Annotated in this window: 10 protein-coding genes; 6 read left to right on the top strand and 4 right to left on the bottom strand. The window is 72.9% G+C overall.

Annotated elements, in window-relative coordinates:
* Positions 1-1,546 precede the first annotated feature (1,546 nt).
* Genes CcI49_RS36175 through CcI49_RS36155 form a run of 5 tightly spaced genes read left to right on the top strand, consistent with a single transcriptional unit; the run spans position 1,547 to position 10,521 of the window.
* On the top strand, positions 1,547-3,550 hold the full coding sequence (locus tag CcI49_RS36175; protein WP_076834055.1) for a hypothetical protein: 2,004 nt from the start codon (positions 1,547-1,549) through the stop codon (positions 3,548-3,550).
* Positions 3,551-3,583: 33 nt separating this feature from the next.
* Positions 3,584-4,576, top strand: coding sequence for a MoxR family ATPase (locus tag CcI49_RS36170; protein ID WP_076834053.1), 993 nt, complete (start codon positions 3,584-3,586; stop codon positions 4,574-4,576).
* Positions 4,563-6,110 carry a DUF58 domain-containing protein gene (locus CcI49_RS36165; protein ID WP_131831279.1) on the top strand — a complete coding sequence of 516 codons (1,548 nt, stop codon included), beginning with the start codon at positions 4,563-4,565 and terminating at the stop codon, positions 6,108-6,110. Before CcI49_RS36170 ends, CcI49_RS36165 begins: the two co-directional genes overlap by 14 nt.
* Positions 6,107-8,680 (top strand): transglutaminase domain-containing protein, encoded by a 2,574-nt coding sequence (locus CcI49_RS36160; protein ID WP_158230870.1) that lies wholly within the window; start codon positions 6,107-6,109, stop codon positions 8,678-8,680. Before CcI49_RS36165 ends, CcI49_RS36160 begins: the two co-directional genes overlap by 4 nt.
* Complete coding sequence (locus CcI49_RS36155) at positions 8,677-10,521, top strand: serine/threonine-protein kinase (protein WP_076834047.1); 1,845 nt, start codon at positions 8,677-8,679, stop codon at positions 10,519-10,521. Before CcI49_RS36160 ends, CcI49_RS36155 begins: the two co-directional genes overlap by 4 nt.
* A gap of 29 nt (positions 10,522-10,550) precedes the next feature.
* Here the strand turns inward: CcI49_RS36155 and CcI49_RS36150 are convergent, their stop codons facing one another.
* The 3 genes from CcI49_RS36150 to CcI49_RS36140 form a co-directional block, all read right to left on the bottom strand.
* Positions 10,551-14,345: a BTAD domain-containing putative transcriptional regulator gene (locus CcI49_RS36150; RefSeq protein WP_076834044.1), complete on the bottom strand. Its 3,795-nt coding sequence runs from the start codon at positions 14,343-14,345 to the stop codon at positions 10,551-10,553.
* A 384-nt stretch (positions 14,346-14,729) separates the two neighbouring features.
* A complete protein-coding gene (locus CcI49_RS36145; protein WP_131831277.1) occupies positions 14,730-14,996 on the bottom strand; it encodes a hypothetical protein in 267 nt (88 codons plus the stop codon).
* A 402-nt stretch (positions 14,997-15,398) separates the two neighbouring features.
* The gene (locus CcI49_RS36140; protein ID WP_054569942.1) at positions 15,399-15,791 is read right to left on the bottom strand and encodes a hypothetical protein; all 393 of its coding nucleotides are present in this window, start codon (positions 15,789-15,791) and stop codon (positions 15,399-15,401) included.
* A gap of 626 nt (positions 15,792-16,417) precedes the next feature.
* On the opposite strand from CcI49_RS36140, the gene CcI49_RS36135 reads away from it, so the two are divergent.
* The gene (locus CcI49_RS36135; protein ID WP_241840461.1) at positions 16,418-18,142 is read left to right on the top strand and encodes a hemerythrin domain-containing protein; all 1,725 of its coding nucleotides are present in this window, start codon (positions 16,418-16,420) and stop codon (positions 18,140-18,142) included.
* An 8-nt stretch (positions 18,143-18,150) separates the two neighbouring features.
* Here the strand turns inward: CcI49_RS36135 and CcI49_RS36130 are convergent, their stop codons facing one another.
* Entirely contained in the window at positions 18,151-19,200 is a 1,050-nt protein-coding gene (locus CcI49_RS36130; RefSeq protein ID WP_076834038.1) for an NAD-dependent epimerase/dehydratase family protein, read from the bottom strand.
* Between the last annotated feature and the right edge of the window lie 23 nt (positions 19,201-19,223).

Raw genomic sequence — 19,223 nt, 5'->3', positions numbered from 1 at the left:
TGGCCGGGCCGCCAAGCCCAACCGATCCTGGCAAGACAGATCCTCGTAAGATCGTCTGTCATTGCCAAAGGAATTTCCCACCACAACCAGAACATTAAGCCCTGGCCATGGACGGGGGTTCAAAACTAAATGGCACTGACTATTCGGTACGCTGTTGAGTTCTCAAGGAGCAGATGCAACCGGAGGTGCYTTTCGGCGTTTCCGGTGCGTCTTCAACTTACTCGGTATTTCCGGCCGGTGTCAAATCGCCGTGTTTCGCGACTTTCCGCCCTGCMTTTGCCTCATCCGGTCCGGCCTTTCGGCCCCGGCTGYGGCGACTCGGTTAAAGTACCGGGTGTTTCGGGCTTGTGTCAAATCGCCGTGTTTCGCGATTCTGCCATTTTGCCTTTGCCTCATCCGGTTCGGCCTATCGGCCCCGGCTGCGGCGACTCGGTGAAGTTACCGATGCTTTCGGGTTTGTGTCAAATCGCTCCGGACTCGCCGGCGACTGCCACTCTTTCCAACCTTACCGCACTGTTTTCGGGCTCTGTCCTCGGGGGGTCTGCGCCCCCTCGGAGGATCCTGGGCCCGTCTACATCTCAGGCCCGATTGGTCCCGATCACGCGGTGAGACAGGACTATACACGAGGATGCCGGAGGTGGTCGGAGCCCCGTCCGCTCTCGCTCGGTGGGCGCGTCGTGGCCTTGCTCGCAGGTGCGCTGAAGAGGCCACAGGCAGGACTCATCCGACACTGCCCTCGTCCACTGCCCTCGTCCTGGCGCGCGCCGCCGACGCCACCTGGGAGGAGGGGCCACTGGCACAGCCGGCCCCGTCGACCAGGTCGCATCGACACTGCCGGCGCCCCGGATCGGGCGCGGCAGCCAGGGTCCACGACCTGTCTCCGGTCTCGGGCCACGCACCGCTGAGGGAGGACTACTGAGGACTGAGGAGAGCCGGGGACGGCTGTCGGGCTTGCCGGTCGGGCTCCGGTCGCAGGCACTGCGGACGATCGGAGGGGGCGCCCGCGTACACCGACTCAGGCGTCACCTTGGTCAGCGACCTCGCGCGGAGATTCAGCGTTATATGGCGATGAGCGTCACGTCCGGCTCTACACAGGCCACCACCGGTGGCAGGCCGCCACCGGTGGGATGCCGAGCTTCTCCGTACTCGACCTTTCGATCTCGTTACTCACTCCCGACGACCGGGCCCGCAGCCGCGCAGCCGATCGACCCAGCGCGGTGCGTCCAACGTGTGACCGCCCGCACCATGGTTGGAGAGGGAATGCCGATGCAGGTGAGTGCTGGCATCCGGCGTCGGCCGCGGACTCCGCCGTCGAGCCTCCGAAGGTGACCGCCATGAGAGATCCGCGAGGCCTCCGACCAGGACCATTGCACGAAACGAGGCCAACACGCGACCACACGGGGTCTCCCCATCCACGATCTCTGTCGGTAAGGCGACATCACCGGCCCGATAGGGTGCCATTCGGGTCGGATGCGCTGTCGCTAGCCTCTTCTCCACAGGTGCCGTGAACGGATGAGGCCCGGGCCCGGCACGGGGGTGTGGGGGAATGCGCAGTCTTCGGCGGGGGCGCTCGCTTCGTGCCCTGTCAGCCGCAGTGGCCGCGTCGGTCGTGGCAGTGACGTTGCTCGGCTTTCTTGGAGCGAGCCCGGGCACGGCGGTCGTACAGCTCACCGACGGTGGCTCCTGGCTGTGGAGCACGGCGAAGGGCTGGGTAACCCACATCAACGGTCCCGCCGGCGCACCTGATTTCAATGTGGAGCTGGCAGCTTCCCGGGGCCATCGGGTCGAGCTCACGCAGGACGGCGTTTCCGTGCTGGTCACCGACCTGGAGACGGGCGTGGTGAACCGCATCGACCCGGCGACGATGGAGCTGGTGTCGAGATCGTTCGGGCAGTCCGGGCCGGTGCGGGTGGTGGCGCTGGGCGAGCTCGCCTATGTCATCGAGACCGCTACCGGCACGGTTACCCGGATCGATCCGCGGACGCTCGACATCATCGGTGAGCAGGTCCTGCTCGGCACGCCGGTCACCGGTGCCGGTCTCGACGCCGACGGAGTTCTGTGGGTTGCCCTCGCCAGCCGCGGGGACCTCGTCGCGATCCGGGACGGGCGGGTGACGACGACTGTTTCGGTGGCCGCACCGGGCGCCGGGCTGACGATGACGGTGGCTGCCGGGCGCCCGGTCGCCGTGGATGCCGACAGGCCCGCGCTGGTACCGGTCGCGTCGCAGGGCCTGGGCAGGACCTCGGGCCAGGCGGACGAGGGCCTGGCGGCGGAGCGACCCGTGGCTCTCCCGCCGCCAGCCGGACCGGGCCGCCTGCTGGTCGTCGCACCGGCGGTCGAAGGCCGGGTCGTGCCCGTACTGGTCGCCGGGACCTCGACGGTGCTGCTCATCGACCTGGCGGCGGACGACGGCCGTGGCTCGGTGCGGCCGATCGAGCTGGCCGGTCAGCGGCCGTCCACCGAGCTGGGCGCACCGCTGATCGCGGCGGGACGGTTGTACGTGCCTGACAACGGGTCTGGCCAGGTACTCGTCTATGACCAGGTGGCCGGGCGGTTCGACGAGCCGATCCACCTCTCCGGCGGCCCCGGGATGCTGACGCTTTCCGTTCGCAACGGCACGGTGTGGGTGAACGACGCGGACGGAACGAACGCCGTCGCGGTGGATCCCGACGGCCAGCGCCGCCGCGTCGACAAGTACGCGCCGGAGGCGATGGTGCCCGTGGTCGACGCCAGCGCCAAGGCCCCGCCTCCGCCGGTCACCGTGCCGTCCGCGACACAGCGTCAGCTTCCACCGCCCGAGCGGAGGAGCCAGCCACCAGGTCCCGATTCGCCGGCTGTTCCCGACCAGCAGGCAGCTCCGCGACCAGTGCCGGACCCGACGGGCACACAGCCGCCGCGGCCGCAGCGGCCAGTGACAACACCGCCTGTGCTTCCGCCTCCAGCCAGGACGACGACATCGCTTCCGGCACCTCCGGGCGCGCCGTCGGTGAGCCTCGTCTCCGGGTCAGGCGCGGTCGTCGTCACCGTGATGGCGGGGGCCGGCGGTTCCGTGACCCAGTTCACAGTGACGACCAGTGCCGGTGGTACAAGCGTTCTCCCTGGTCCCGGCCCGGCCACGACGACGGTCGAGGCGGCCGGCTGCCAGCAGGTTGTGGCGACTGCCACCGCCACCGGCCCGGGCGGTACATCGGTGGTCTCCGCGTCCTCGCAGGCGCTCAGTTGTGTTCCACCGGGCCCGATCCAGGACGTCCTGCTCACCGGGATYGGGCCCGGTGGCAGTAACCACTCCGTGAACATCAGCTGGGAGCCGCCCGCAGACGCCGGCGGCACAGTCGAATACGTGGTTACGGAGTCGAATTCCTCTGCGGGCAACTCGGCGCCTCGCACCTATACGACGACCACTCGGGTCGTGACCGGCTTCATGGCGCAGCCGGGCTATCGGACAGTTGTCATCACACCCAGGAACGGGGCTGGACTCGGGCCGAGCACGACCATCGACGAGAACAACTTCACCTCATATCCCTACCGCAGTTCATATGTTCCGCCGTGACCAGCCCATCCACAGGGAATCCGGTAGGCGAAGATGAATGGGAGGAACGTGTCCGACAGTCAGGATGAGGGCGCTGGGCGGGAGTTCGCCGCGGCCTTCCAGCGTGTGSTCGACAATGTCGAGCTGGTGGTCCGGGGCAAGACCGAGGTGGTGCGGCAGGCGCTGACCTGCCTGCTTGCCGGCGGCCACCTGCTGGTCGAGGATGTCCCCGGCCTCGGCAAGACGTCCCTGGCGCGGTGTCTGGCGGCCTCGGTGGAGGCGACGTGCCACCGCATCCAGTTCACCCCCGACCTGCTGCCCTCGGACGTCACCGGTGTGACCGTCTACCACCAGGGCAGCGGAGAGTTCCGGTTCCATCAGGGGCCGGTGTTCGCCCATGTCGTGGTCGCCGACGAGGTCAACCGGGCGTCACCGAAGACGCAGTCGGCACTGCTGGAGGTGATGGAGGAGGGACGGGTCACCGTCGACGGCGTGACACATCCGGTGCCGCGGCCGTTTCTCGTCGTCGCGACGCAGAACCCGGTCGACATGGACGGCACCTACCCGCTGCCGGAGGCGCAGCTCGACCGGTTCCTGATGCGGCTGCGGGTCGGTTACCCGAGCCGCGCCGCCGAGGTGGCGATTCTGCGTGACCGCCGCGGTGGCCTGCGCGTCGAGGACCTCCAGCCGGTACTCGGCACCGACGACATTCTCGCGATGACCGCCCAGACGGCCAGCGTCCATGTCGCGGACACCATCCACGAATATGTCGTCGATCTGGTCGCGGCGACCCGGGAGCTGCCGGGGCTGCGGCTCGGGGCGAGCCCGCGGGGCAGCATCGCGCTGCTGCGGGCGGCCCAGGTGCGGGCGGCGGCCACCGGCCGGCGGTTCGTCAGCCCGGAGGACGTCAAGGCGCTCGCCGAGCCGACCCTCGCGCACCGTCTGCTGCTGGCACCGGACGCCGAGCTCCGTGGCTACACGGCTGAGCGTGCCGTCGCCGAGGTCCTGGAAAGCGTCCCGGTGCCCCGAACACTTGCCGGGGTCTGACGCGGTGCCGGGGCCGGGCACCATGCCGAAGGCGGGCACTGCAGCAGGGTCGGGGTCGGAGGCGGGGCCGGGTCCGCGGGCCGGCGGCGGGCCGTTGTCGCGGGTACTCGGCCAGGTCACCCGGACGGGTTGGGGTGCTCTCACCGGCGCGCTCGGGTTCGGCGTGGCCGCGGTCGCGCTGCGGGCCCCGGAGATCGGGATGCTGGCGGTCGGCTGCCTCACCGCGTTCGGCGTCGGCGCGGTGTTCATGGCACGCCCGGCCCGCATCGAGGTCGGTATCGAGGTCGCCCCCTCCCGGGTCGCCCGCGGCGAGCCGGCGGTCGCCAGCGTGACGGTCCGCAACGCCGGGCGGCGGGCCAGCTCGTCAGCCCGGCTGGTGGTCCCCTACAGCGACCGGGCTGACGGTGGCGCGCCCCCCGACGGCCCGCCCGCAGGCCGCTCGGCTCACGGCGGTCGGGGCCGCAGCGGTCAGGGTTCGCGAGTCGTGCTGCGTCCGCTGCCGGCGGGCAGCCGCCGAACCATCGCCGTCCCGCTGCCGACGGACCGCCGCGGCGTGCTGCGGATCGGGCCGGTGGGCCTGGTCACCACCGACCCGCTCGGACTGTTCTCCCGGTACGAGTCGCTCGGTGGGCAGGCGCAGCTTCCCGTCCATCCGGCGGCGGTGCCGCTGGCGCCGCTGCCCTCCGCCCGCTCCAGCAGCCCGGACGGTCTGCCGGTGGACAGCCGTGTCGAGGGCGGGGTGACGTTCCACGCGCTGCGCGAGTACACGCCCGGTGACGACCTGCGGCATGTGCACTGGCGCAGCAGCGCCCGGGCCGGAACGCTGCTCGTCCGCCGGCACGTCGACCCGAGTGAGCCCGTCACGACCGTCGTGCTCGACATCCGGCGGCAGGCCTACCCGGACGCCGCTGTGGACCCCGGCGCGGGCGGTGGCGGCACCGTACAGGGGCAGGGACAGGCAGCACGGGCGTTCGACACCGCGGTCGACGCCGCGGCCTCCGTCGTGCTCGCGTCGACCCGGAGCAGGTTCCCGGTGCGGTTGCACACCACCGGCGGCCTGCGGCTGGACTGCCGGGACCGTCGTGCCGACGGCACCGCGGCGCTCGACGCACTGGCCGGAGCCGCCTGGACGGACGCCACGGGCGCCACGGACGCCGCTGGGCCGGGCGATCCCCTGGCCGAGGCCGCGCGGAGCCGGGGCCGCCGCGGGGTGGGCTCGCTGGTGATCGTCACCGGCCGCCGTGAGATCGGCCAGCTGGCCGTGGCCGGCGCACTGGCCGGCCAGTTCGAGCAGGTCGTGGTGCTGCGAGTCGGCGGTGTGAGCGTGGACGGCGGCGTGAGCGTGAACGTGAGTGTGCCGGGCGCACCAGCCGGACCCGGGCCGGACCAGACATCACCCGGCGCGTCCCAGCGGTTCGAGTCGGTCGCCGACGGCCGGCTTCGCGTCCTGGACATCACCGACACGGCGCAGCTGACCTCGGTGTGGCCGAGCGTGGCGGGGGCACAGACCGCCGGCACGAGGCGGTTCTCATGAGCTCCCAGCGCGCAGGCGGCCCAGGTCGTGGAGTGCCGCTCGCCAGCCTCGTCGCGGTGGCGCTCGCGGCGGGCCTCGCCGGTGCCGCGTTCCACCGCGGCTTCCCGGCCTCCGATCTGTTTTCCCCGCTCGTCGTGGCGGCCGTCGTGCCGGTCGTCGTCACCGCGTTGGTCGTCTTCCTCCCCCCGCTGCGCCCGCTCCGCCGCGGGGCCGGCTCCTCGCCACGGCCGACACGGCCGCCGCGGCCGCGCCCGGTGTCGGTGTCGGTGGGGGCGTCGGCGCTGATCTGGCTCGCCGTCGTCCGGTTCACCCTGTTCCGGAATGGTTCTCCGCAGGCGGAGGGCGCGCTGCCGGCGGTGTGGGACGGAGTGCTCAACGGGGGCGCCCGCCTGCTCGAGACGACGCTGCCCGTCCAGGGATCGCCCGACCTGCTGGTCGTCCCGCAGGCCCTCACCTGGCTCGCCGCCCTCGCCGGCGCGGAGCTGGTGGCCAGGACCCGGGCGCCGCTCGTCCCGGTGCTGCCGGCGATCGCGGTGTTCGTCGCAGGCGTGCTGCTCACCGTGCCGGGTGCCGGGTCGAATCTCGGCGTCGCGGCCGGTCTGGTGGCCGCCGTGCTGGTACTGGTGATGTGCCGCCGTGCGGAGCTCACCGGCACCTCGGCCACCCGTGCCAGCACCGGTGCTGGCACCGGCTCCGATGCTGGCGGTCTCGGTGCCGGTCGAGGCCGGCGGACGGGCGGGATGCGGGTGACGGCGGCGGTGCCCGCTGTCGCCGTGCTGGTGGTGACCGCGGGAATCGCGCCTCTGGCCGGCCCGCTGCTCGCCGCCGCCGGCCCGGGTGACGGCGAGCGGTACGACGTCCGGGATCTGCGGCAGGTGACGCTCGATCAGCAGGCGGCGCAGAGCCCCCTCGACCACGTCTCGGCCTGGCTCGGGCATCCCGACGACGTGCTGTTCCGGGTCAGCCCGCCGGTCGCGGGCAACATCCGGCTGGCGGTGCTGGATCGCTTCGACGGCCAGCGGTGGACGTCGTCGGCGCGCTACCTGCCGGCGGGTGGCCGGGTACCACCGGGAACCGCCGCGGACGGTGCGCGAAAGCCCGCAGGCGACGCGCCTTCGGTGACGTCGCGGCTGCAGATCGTCGCCCTGGACGGGCCGTTCCTGCCGCATCTCGACCGGCCGACCGCACTCTCCGGATCCGGCCTGGCCGTTGACGTCCGGGACGGGACGCTGACCGCGGCGGAAGACCACACGGGAGGTGACACGGAAGGCGAGACGGACCCGGCCGACCGCCGTTACACCGTCGTGTCCGTCGCCCCCCGTGAACCGACCCCGGCGGAACTGGCGTCCGCGCAGGTGCCGACCGGCGCGGATGTCAGCGAGACACTGGCTCTCCCACCGGGCCTGCCGAAGGTCGTGCGCGACGCGGCCCGGGCTGCCACCGGCGGGGCGATCACCCCGTTCCAACAGGCCCGCCAGCTCGAGCAGTATCTGCGGACCCTCGTCTACGATCCGTCCGCTCCGGCCGGGCACACCTACGGACACCTCGCGTACTTCCTCGGCACCAGCCGCGCCGGAACCTCCGAGCAGTTCGCCGCCGCCTACGCCGTGTTCGCCCGGGTCGTCGGGCTGCCCAGCCGGGTGGTCGTCGGGTTCAGCCCGAAGCCGGACCGGGCCGGCGGCGACACCGCCACCGGCGATGTCAGGGCGGGTGATGTCAGGGCGGGTGACGTCCTGGTCTGGCCGGAGATCAGGTTCGAAGGGCTCGGCTGGGTGCCGTTCTACCCGACTCCGGCCGCGGCGACGGACAACCGCGGCCAGGTCGCCACCACGGCCCAGGGCGAGCCGTCGGAGCGCGCGCAGCGGGTCGCGGAGGCCGCCGCGGTGCCGGCGCCACCGACGGCGCCGAACGAGGTGCCCCCGGCCAGGACGGACTCGAACCGGTCCGTGCTCCTCCTCGCCGGCCTGGGCGCCGCCGCACTGCTCGTCATCGCCGCGGTGGGCTACCTCGCCGCCGCAGCGGCGGCGCCGAGACTGCGACGGCGGCGCCGTGCACGGGCGGCGCGCGCCCGGGAGCGAGTTGTCGGTGCCTGGCAGGACACTCTGGACGCGCTCGACCTTGCGGGAGTCCCCGTGCCGGCCTCGGCGACGTCGGCCGAGATCGTCACGATGGCCGGGGCCGGAGTCCGGGTCGGGGCCGGCATCGAGACCGGTTCCGCGGTCAGGACCGGCCGGACGGCCCCGGCCGGTTCCGCGGCCGGGATGGGCTCCGAGACCGGGATGGGCTCCGAGGCTCAGGCCGGTTCCGCGGCGATTGCGGACCTCGCGGTGCTCGTGACGGCGGCACTGTTCGCCGACGGCGAGGTGCATGAGGCCGACGCCGACGCCGCCTGGTGCCACGCCGACCGGGTGCGTGCCGAGCTGCGGGCGTCGACCTCGCGGACCGGGCGCGTCCGCCGGGCGCTGGCACCCGGCCGGCTGGCTCGCCGCCGGTCGGAGCTGTCCCGCCCGCCGGGTTCATCCCACCGGTCGAATGCCGCGCAATCGGGTGAAAGGGGGAGCGGCCGATGACTGGAAGCCGCGGGGAGGGCGCGACCGACCCCTCCCCGGAGCCTGACCCGCCGGGGCAGGGGGCGATCGACGGAGGCCTGTCAGCCACCGGCGGACATGATCCGCTCATCAACGGCTACCGGTCCTTCACACCGATCGGGCAGGGCGGTTTCAGCATCGTCTACACCGCCTACCAGGACAGATTCGACCGCACCGTGGCCGTCAAGGTCATCAGCTCGGACCTGCGGGACTCCGCGGCGGCACGCCGGTTCACCCGCGAGTGCCGGGTCGTCGGCAAGCTCACCGGGCACCCGAACATCATCACGGTCTTCGAGGCCGGTTCCACGGCCGACCGCCGCCCGTTCATCGCGATGCAGTACCTGCCCGGCGGTTCCGTCGCCGACCTGCTGCGGCGGAACGGGCCGCTCGGTGTCGCCGACACCCTGCGCATCGGGGCCGCCATCGCGGACGCCCTGCAGGCTGCGCACAAGGCGAAGATCCTTCACCGCGATGTGAAACCCGGCAACATCCTGCTGTCCGAACGCGGCGACCCGGTGCTGAGCGACTTCGGGATCGCCAGCCGCGGGTTCGGCGCCGACATGTCGGCCAGCCAGGACGCGTTCACCCCGTCGTTCGCGGCGCCGGAGGTCCTGCGCGGTGACGAGCCCAGCGTCGCCTCCGATCTGTACGGGCTTGGCGCGACGATGTACGCGATGCTGGCCGGAACCCCGCCGTTCGGGGTCCGCCCCGGCGACAACCTGGCCACGATGATGCTGCGGGCACTCACCGAGGAGCTCGCCCCGATCCGTCGAGGCGACGTCCACTCCGATGTCGACGGCCTGCTGCGCGCGCTGCTCGCCCGCGATCCGTCGGCGCGGCCGCGTGACGCCGCCACGGCCGCGGACGAGCTGCGCCGGCTGCACGCGCTCGAGGGGCTGACCCGGCGTCCCGCCCCGCGCCCTCCCGCCGACCCGCCACCTGCTCCAGCCGATCCATCACCCGGGGCCGCACGCCCGGCCCCCGCTCCGGAAGAGGTCGTTCCGCCGAGCACCCTCGGCCCCGGCGACCCCGGCGCGCCCGACCGCTCCGGCACTTCGGACGACGCTCCCCCGGCAGCGCGCTCCGACACGCCCGACCGCGCCGCCGCGGCGTCCGCCCCGCTGTCGGAACACACGACCGCACCAGGCCCCGCCCCCGCGGCGGTGCCCGCGCGTATTCCGGCGGATCCGGAGGAAGACGCGGGAGCGCCGGCCCACCAACCCGGTCACCAGGCTCATCAGGGTCTGGAGGATCTGAGTGCCGCGGGGCGCGCCGGAGCGCGCCCGCCGGGACCACCCGCCGACGAGGTGTCCGGGCAGCGGGATCCGGGCCCGGACGACGACCGCCCGATGTCCGCCTGGCGCCGGTGGATCCGGACCACCGTGCCGGTGGCCGTGGGGCTGGCCGTGGCGATGCTGCTGCTGATCGGGCTGCTCGTGCCGGACGGCAACAGTCCGCCAGGACCCGGGTCGGCATCCTCGACGCTGACTGCCTCCGGGGCCCCGGACCCAACGGATCCCGGCTCCGCCAGGCCCTCCGGGCTGCGGGCCGTCGACAACGGCACCGCCATCAGGCTGACCTGGACGAACGGATCCGCTCCTGGGGACCTGGTGCTACGAGTGTTCGACCCGGCCACCGCGATCGCCGCTTTCGCCCTGCCCGCCGGTGCGACCGTGTACGAGCTGAAGAACCTGGATCCCGAGACGCCGTACTGCTTCACCGTCGGCGCCATTCTGCGAGTGACCAAGGAGCGCGGCGTCGAAGGAGCGTGGTCGGACTTCGCCTGCATCCGAGACGCCACCCCTCCCCCGACCCAGAAGTGAGCCGGTGCGCCAGTCGTCGACAGGCCGGCTCAGGTGCCGGGCGACAGGCGGCGGGCGGCGGCGCGGGCGGCGAAGAGAGGCATGCCGAGGCGTTCGTTGACCGCCTGTGCGGCGTCGAGTGCGCGGCGGGCCCGCTCGTGGTCGCCGAGGATGGCGGCGAGCGTGCCCACGTACAGCTGCCCGGAGCCCATGCAGACGCCGCCCGGGGCGAACACGATCACCGTGTCGGCCCAGGGTTCCACCCGTTCCAACAGTGGCCGGGCCCAGTCGCGGGCGTCGGCTCGGGTGCGGGCATGCCAGCACCACTCGGTCAGCAGGATCAGCGAGACGGTCGCCGGCGGGCCGGAGCCGATCGCGGGCAGCCCCGGGCGCAGCAGCGGCGCCAGGACGTCGAGGGAGGCGTCCGCGTCACCGGCCTGTGCCAGGCCGAGGGCCCGCACGATCAGCCAGCCGGGATGGTCGGTCGGTGCCGGAGCCGCCGCTTCGGGCAGCGCCGCCGCCAGCGCCCCGAGCTCCCAGGCGACCATGCCACCGATCGCCTCGACGGACGCCCGCGCGACCGCGGCGGCCTGGGCGGAGGCGGTGAGCAGCGGGGAGAAGACCGACTCCGCCTGCCGGCGGGCCTCGTCGAGACGTCCCGACATCAGGTCACGCATCGCCGTCCACCAGCAGGCGACGAGGGTGAAGTCGTCGTAGCGCAGCCGGCGGGCGGTGGCGGCGAGCAGCTGGGCCTGCCCGTCCGCCTCGGCGAGCTCACCCAGTTCGAGCAGGGTCAGGGCGCGCAGCTGCGCCACGGTGAGGCGGGCGCCGACGTCACCGGCGGCCAGTGCGCCGAGGCGGTCGAGCACGGCCAGCCGCCGGGCTGCCAGGTCGGGGCGCCACCAGGTCACGAAGCGGGCCAGCAGCACCATCCGCTCCAGGTCGGCCGAGGCGTCCTCGGCCGTCTCGAACACCGCCTGCGCCGCGGTCAGGTGTTGCTCGGCGCGCCGGAGATCGCCGGCGAGCGCGAAGCGTGCCGCGCAGGCTGCCTCGACGGCTCCCGCCGTGGCCGGGGTCAGCCCGGGCAGGCGGCGTGCTTCGAGGAGGCGGGCGAGAACGTCCGGTGCGGTCTCGCCGGCCATCGACCAGTAGCCGGTGACGGGACCGCCCGCGGCTTCGAGCGCGGCCTGGGCCGCGAGATCGGACTCGCCGGCAAGCGTCGCCTCGTCGTAGGTGGTCGCCAGCAGCTCGGCGGACTCGGACAGGCGCCCGGCGCGGTACAGGGCCCGACCGGCAGCCAGGCCCAGCCGCGCCCGCTGCCGGGTCGGTGACAGCTGTGTCGGTGACAGCTGTGTCGGTGACAGCTGTGTCGGTGGTGGCGTCTGCGGCCGTGAGAACCGCGGCGGTTGTGGACCTGCCGTGGTGGGAGTCCGGTCCAGGCCGCGGCGGGCCCAGCTGACCGCGCCGTCGAAGTCCGCGACGGCGAGGGCCTCCTCGGCCGCGGCGAGAGCGGCGCCCGCGGCCCGCGGATCACCGCCGCGCAGCAGATGGTCCGCGACCGCCTGCACCCCGGCGCTGCCCGCCAGCAGCACGTCGGCGCAGCGTCGATGCCACTCGGCCTGCAGCCGCCGGGTCGTGCGGGCGACCAGGCTCTCCCGGACCAGCGCATGCGCGAACCGCACGACGCCCGGCTCATCGGCGATCAGTCCCGCGCGCACGGCGTTGTCGAACGCCTCGTCGAGGGCGGCGGACGTCGTTCCCGGATCACGACCACCGCGAGACGAACCGCTCGACGCTCCGTCGTCCGCGACCTGAGCGATGACATCCCAGGCGACATCGTCGCCGAGCACGGCGGCCACACGCAGCAGTCCGCGCGCGGGCTCGCCGAGCGCGGCGACCCGAGAGCTGATCACGTCGATGACCCGGTCGGGCAGGTCACGGGCGGGACGCCCGGCGGCGACCAGCCGGGTGAGCTCGGTCATGAAGAACGCGTTGCCGGCGCTGCGCTCGGCCACCACCGCGGCGACCGCGGCGACATCCGCCGCCGCGACCTCCGAGGCTGTGATGTCCGTAGCCGTGGTGGTCCCTGTCGCGACGGATGACCCGGGCCCTTGGGCGGGAATCGCGCCCACCCGCGGCGTGATCGCGGCGACGTATTCGGCGACCGCTGTGGCGGCAAGCGGCCGGAGCCGAAGGTGGTCGCCCGGCAGCCGACCGAGTTCGGCCAGCAACGCCTCCAGGGCATCCGAGGCCCCCGCTGAGTCCGCGGGGGCGGCCGGATCACCGCGATCACCGCCGCTGCCATCACCGGCATCGGCGGTGCCGCCCAGATGCTCGTCGCGGACCGTGACGCTGATCAGCAGGGGCCGGTCGGCGTCGGTGCGGCCCCGGACGAGAGCGGCCAGCACCCGAAGTGACGCCGCGTCAGCCCACTGCAGGTCGTCGACCACGATCTCGGACAGCCCGGCGCCGGCCGCCGGGTCCGGGCGCTGACCGGGGGCCTGCCCGAGGACCTGACCGGCTGCAGGGACGGGCACCGGCTCGGCACCGAGCGCCGCCGCGAGCAGGAGCGCCCACGAACGAACGGATGCCTCCGCCGGCGGTGCCAGCGCCGGGAACAGTGCCCGGCACAGGTCGTACGGGGCGGCGTCGTCGCCTGGAAGGCAGCGCGCCCGGCCGTGCACTGCGCGCGGCGCTGCGCCCCGAACCGGCCCGCCGGCAGCGGGAAGCGTCGCCAGGACCTCCGTGACCAGGCGCGTCTTGCCGACTCCGGCGGGGCCGGACACCACCAGCGCCCGGGCGCCGCCTGCCGGTAGTTCGACGACGGCCCGCGCCCGTTCCAGCTCGGCGGCACGGCCGACGAACGGCGACGTCGCCCGTGTCAGGGCGGCCGGTGGCGCTGCGAGGGCTGGCTGTCGCGCCGACGCCAGAGGCGGAGGCGGAGGCGGAGGCGGAGGCGGCGAAAGTACCAGCGAAGGCGAAGGTGCGGGCGGTGCCGGCTGCGACCGGGGCGAGGCATCGGTCCGGGCCGAGGGCGCGGACAGTGCGGAGCGGCGTCCAGGCCACCAGCCGGGACGTGCCGCGGCCGGGTCCGCCTGGTGCACGGCGGTCTCGACCGCGCGCAGCGTCGGGCCCGGGTCCAGGCCCAGCTCGTCACGCAGCAGGGCGCGTGCCCGGGCGAGCTCGGACAGTGCCTCGACCTGGCGGTCGGCGCGGTAGAGGGCAAGCGCCCGCATCGCCACCAGGCTCTCCCGGGTCGGCTGGGCGGCGACGAGGGCCACGAGCTCCCCCAGCAGTCCCCGATGGTCGCCCAGGTCGAGGCGGGCCAGCGCGTGGCGCTCGACGGCGAGCAGCCGCTCCTCCCGCAGCCGGCTGGGCTGCTCGGGAAGGGCGTCGTCAAGCAGGCCTCCGTAGGGCTCGTCGCCGCGCCAGCGCCCCAGGGCTGCCTGCCCGGCCGCGGCGGCCAGCTCCGGATGGCCGTCACGGAGATGCGCCTCGAGCCGCGCCGCGTCGTGGCGGAAGGCGGCGGAGTCCAGCTGACGGACCGGGTCGGTGAGGATCAGCTGGTAGCCGGTGGCCCTGGTGACCAGCAGACGTGCCTGCGCCGCCGGAACGTCCGGCTCGAGGCGGCGCCGCAGCCGGGAGATCCACCCCTGCAGGGTGGTGGCGGCTGTGGCCGGCGGCTGCCCCGACCACAGCTGGTCGGCCAGCCGGGCCGGTGACAGCGGTGCCTGGCACTGGGCCACCAGCAGCGCGAGCAGGGTGGCAGCCCGCCCGACACCCAGGTCGAGATCGCGCCCCTGGACGTCCCACGCCGTCACCGCGCCCAACACCCCGAGACGCATCGGGCCACAATAGGGCGGCCATCGGGCCGTCTGCACCTGACCGCCGGGACAGCCACACGCAACAACCTCGAGCAGGCCCGCGCAGTCATCGCCCAACTACGAGAACTGCTGGACGAGCTGGAAAGAGACACCGTCAACAGGACCTGAGGGAACACCCTCCGACTCGAGCGGGACGGTGCCCGCCGCCACCTTGCCGAGCGGCCGATCAGCTCTGTATCCGCAGCCTGGTTCTGATCGCCGACCGGAACCAGGCTGCGGCACGGGGGCGGATCTGCGCGGGTGCTGATGAGGCCCAGCTACCAGACTCTCCCCGCGCGTCTCCTCATGTCGGGCATCACACCCATCGTTGCCAGCAAGCCAACGTCGCGGACCGAATGGTGCCGGCTACCGCACCCACGCTGCGATCACCACCCCGACCGAGGCCAGCAGCACCCCGGCGACCACGAAACCGCCCCGGCCGCCCGCGCGGATCGCCGCGGGCCAGGTGGCGCCGTCGGCGCGGTGCAGGATGCCAGCGATCAGGCCGGCGATGAGGGAGAGGGCGGCAATCAGCAGCCCGACGAGCACGGCCACGAGGCCGGCGGACACGGTCGTGAACATACCTGGGAGGTCGTTCGGGAGATCGGGGCCGCTCTTGTCCACTCCGCGCACGACCGCCCCTCGGGAGTCATCCTCGCCCGTCCCTGGTGCAGGGAATGCAGGGGGTCAGTCTTCAGGAAGCTGGGACAGGGTTCGCCTTCCAGCCGGTGCAGGCGTCCGCGGTGATGTGGAGGCAGACGCCACGCCGCTGGTGGACGCCGGGGCCGGCGGCGGCCCGGAACGGCTCGGAGTAACGCAAAAAGAACATGTCACGACATCACGGGCTTGCGAGTTCTGACTTTCGCCAGGCATGGCCACTCGACGTCAGGAGCTCCACGACGGCATGGCCAAGTAGATTTTCGGCACCACCAAAAAATCTCTCGAAACGGGCCCTCGATCCACCGATCGGGAGCTCCCGATCGGTGGATCGAGGATATTTCACCAGCTGTTCACCGGTCGAAGAAACCGGGGTTACTACTCCTTGATGAGAAGCCAGGGGTCGAAGGTGGCGCGGGTGCCATCCATCGTGAGAACCAGCGAGTACTGCTGGTATCCGGTCGTTCCGCGGGCCTCGACGCGGCCTTCCCAGTAGTCGCCGTCAGGGGTGCTGACCAGTTTCGGCACGCAGGTGCCGTCGTTGATGATCTGGCCGGTGAACTCGGCGATCTGCACGTCGCTCGACGGCGACACGGGCACAACGTTCCAGGCGACGAGCTGCCCGTCGCGACAGGCGGTGCTCAGGCCCTCCTGGCCTTCACCGCTGGAACCGAAGTGCTTGTTCGTGTCGACGAGGTAGACATTATCGCCCAGCGAGCCGGCGAGCGCACCCTCGACGTCGACGACAACGAGAACATTGACCGTCTTCACGGTTCCTCCGCGCAGTGTGGGAATGTGAACGGGAACAAGGTCCGCACGACCATTGCCGAATCTTTGTGTCGCGCCTTGTTTCTTCCAGAGGGAAGGGTAGCACGATGGTGCCGGACATCGGAGGACGTTTTCCGTATCGGGTTGACCGGCGTGCGAGATTGACCCGCAGCAGCCGAGGGTCGGTAACGGAATGTGAAAGGGTGCGGGGCGAAAGAGTCGGGACCCGTGAAATTCACGCCGAGCGTCGACGCTGGTCAGCGGATATTGACAGTCGGAAGGCGGATTCCCGCCCGCCGCTTCCCTCACCCTCGGTCACACCCAACGGCATGTTCGGTGGACGGGCGGGCCGCCGCGCGCGCGAACCTTGATCGTTTAGGGCGGGAACCGTGAGACCGGCAGGATCCGTACAGCCGTTGACGGTAGCGATGATCCCCGTACCAGCGCCTGTACCAGGTGGTCACCAGTGCCGTACCAGGCGCCGTGGCGATGGTCGTCCCATGACCTCCACGGAAATCTCCGCCCCCAGCAGATCTCGCTCACCCCAACCCGGACACTCGGCCGCCCGGACTCGGACCCGGACCGCTGCCGAGCGGCGGCCGCGTCGCGAACTCGTGGTGTTCCTCGCCGTGACCTTCGGGCTGACGGCTCTGAGCACGGCGGTGGCACTGGGCCAGTCCGTCGATGTACGCCAGATCGGCGACGCCTCCGGCCTCGGGCAGACCGCCATGTACGCGCAGGCGCTCTGGCCGCTGCTCGGCGCGGCGGCAGCCCGACTGGCGGTGCGGCGCCCCCGTCGTCCCGGTGCTTCCGGTGCTCCCGGTACTTCAGGTGCTGGCGCCACCCAGGCTGGTCCTGCCGCCGCCAGCGCAGCCGCCGCCCCCGGCGGTGCCGGCGGCGCTGCCGCCCGGGACGGATGGGGGTGGCGGCGGCCGTCCGCGCGGGTTCTGGGCCTGGCCTGGCTCTACGGGGTGAGCTACCCGCTGCTGGCCGGACTCGTGTTGTGGATGACCGGGCTCGGCGGCTTCGACGGTGCCGGGCTCGCCGACACCTTCGCGCTCGGCGGCCTACCCACCGCCGTCGGCGCGGCGCTGGCCGTGGTACTGGGTCTGACCGTGGGCTGCCTGCCCTACGTCCTGCTGGCGATCGGGGAGGAGGCCGGCTGGCGCGGCGTGCTCGTCCCACACCTGGCGGAAGGGAACTCGCCGGCCAGGGTCGTGCTGCTCGGCGGCCTGATCTGGTCGGCGTTCCACCTTCCGATCATCGTCGCCCTGGGCGGGACTCCGGATGGCGTGCCGACGCCGGTCGCCGCCGTCTGCTTCACGGTCGCGCTGACCGCGCTGGGTGCGACGCTGGCCTGGCAGCGGCTGCGCCACGGCCTGTGGCCGGCGGTGGTCACCCATGCCGCGGTGAACGCGACGCTCTACACGGTCGTCGAGCCGGCCACGACGGACCGGGCCCACACCGGCTGGTTCGGAACGGAGACCGGCCTGCTGCTCGCGGTGGCCTCGGTCGTCGCGGCGGTCTGCTGGTCGCGCCGCGCGCCACTGCGCCCCACCGCCGCCGGCACGGTCGTCGCGGACATCGCGAACGCCGTGGACATCGCGAACGCCGCGGACATCGCGAACGCCGCGGACATCACGGCAACCCCGTCGGCCGCCTCGACGCAGGCCACGCCGAAGCAGGCAGCCCCGGCACGGGCCGGCGAGCCCATCGACACCTCGGACATGTTGGTCGTGCATGCCATGTTCCGCCGGCAGTTCGGCCTCCTGCCCGATCTCGTCCGTGCCAGCCGGCCAGGGGTCAGCGGCCAGGCGACAGCGGTCGCGGACCATCTGGACCTGCTGCTGGCCCTGCTGCGCGAGCACCACAGCGGCGAGGACAGGGTGCTGTGGCCCCTGCTGGCCGAACGGGCGCCGACGCTCACGGCGGCGGCGACGCTCATCCTGGTCGGGCGCCAGCATGACGGTGTCGACCAGCTGGCCGACGCGGTCCGCCAGGCAGCGCAGGCCTGGCGCCGCGGCGCCGCCCTTGCGGAGCGGGACCGGCTGGCCGGCCTGCTGGAGGATCTCGGCGTGGCCCTGGAGGACCACCTCGACGCCGAGGAACGCGAGATCGTCCCGCTGGCGGCCACCCTGCTCACCGCGACCGAGTGGGCGGCGCTCGGCCGGGATGGCTCGTTGAAGCTGTCCCCGCGCCAGCTGCTGCTCTCGCTCGGGATGATCGAGGACGGTGCCGGGCCGCAGGGACTGGCACGGATCACCTCCGAGCTGCCGTCGGTCGCCCGGCCGCTCGTCGCGCGCCTCGCCCGCCGGGTGCACCGCCGGACCATGCGAACACTGGCCGGAGCCTGACCATGTCCTCACACCCGCAGCGGAGCCCGGGCGAAGTCCGTCAGGCCGTCGGTGAAGCCGACCGTCGGCTGGTAGCCGAGAACATCGCGGGCGAGGCCCGAGGAGGCGGTCACGTGGCGGACGTCGGCCGCCCGGTAGCGGCCGGTGACGACGGGATCAGGGCCGCCGTACACGCGGGACAGTGCCCAGGCCATCTCACCGACGGTGCGCGGCTCGCCGCTGCCGATGTTGAGCGCCCGCAGCCGCCCGGGCTCGCCGGCCCGCGGGGCCAGCGCCAGGGCGGTGGCCCGGGCGACGTCCCGTACGTGGACGAAGTCGCGAAGCTGGGCTCCGTCCTCGTAGACCCGCGGGGCCTCTCCCCGTTCCAGGGCGCTGCGGAAGATCGAGGCGACCCCCGCGTAGGGGGTGTCCCTCGGCATCCGCGGGCCGTAGACGTTGTGGTAGCGCAGAGCGACCACCGATCCGCCGCTGGCGGCCGCCCAGACCGCGGCGAGATGTTCCTGCGCGACCTTGGTCGCGGCGTAGACGCTGCGCGGGTCCAGCGGCGCGTCCTCGTGCACAAGCGTCGGCTCCAGCGGCAGCCCGCAGCCGGGGCAGGCCGGCTCGTAGCGCCCGGCCCGCAGGTCGGCGTCGTCGCGGGGCTCCGGTCTGACCGGGCCATGGGCCTCACATCGGTACGCACCCTCGCCGTAGACGACCATCGAGCTCGCCAGCACCAGCCGGCGCACACCGCGGCGGGCCATCGCGGCGAGCAGCACGGCCGTGCCGAGATCGTTGTGACCGGTGTAGGCGGGCAGGTCATCGAGGTCGACACCGTGCCCGACCATCGCGGCGAGATGGCACACCGCGTCCACACCGTCGAGAGCGGACTCGACGGTGGCCGCGCTGCGGACATCCCCGACGACGAGGTCGGGCGGCAGGTCCTCCCGGCTGGGCCGGGCCCGGTGGACGGCGGGATCCAGCGCGTCCAGCACCCGGACCTGCTCCCCTGCCGCCACCAGCGCCTCGACGAGATGGGACCCGATGAAACCGGCACCGCCGGTGACGAGGATTCGCACGGTGGCGACGCTAGGCGCCCGTG

Source organism: Frankia sp. CcI49 (genome assembly GCF_001983215.1).
Classification (GTDB): domain Bacteria; phylum Actinomycetota; class Actinomycetes; order Frankiales; family Frankiaceae; genus Parafrankia; species Parafrankia irregularis.
Note: the sequence above shows the minus strand (reverse complement) of the source record. Positions and strands in the feature narration are given on the sequence as shown.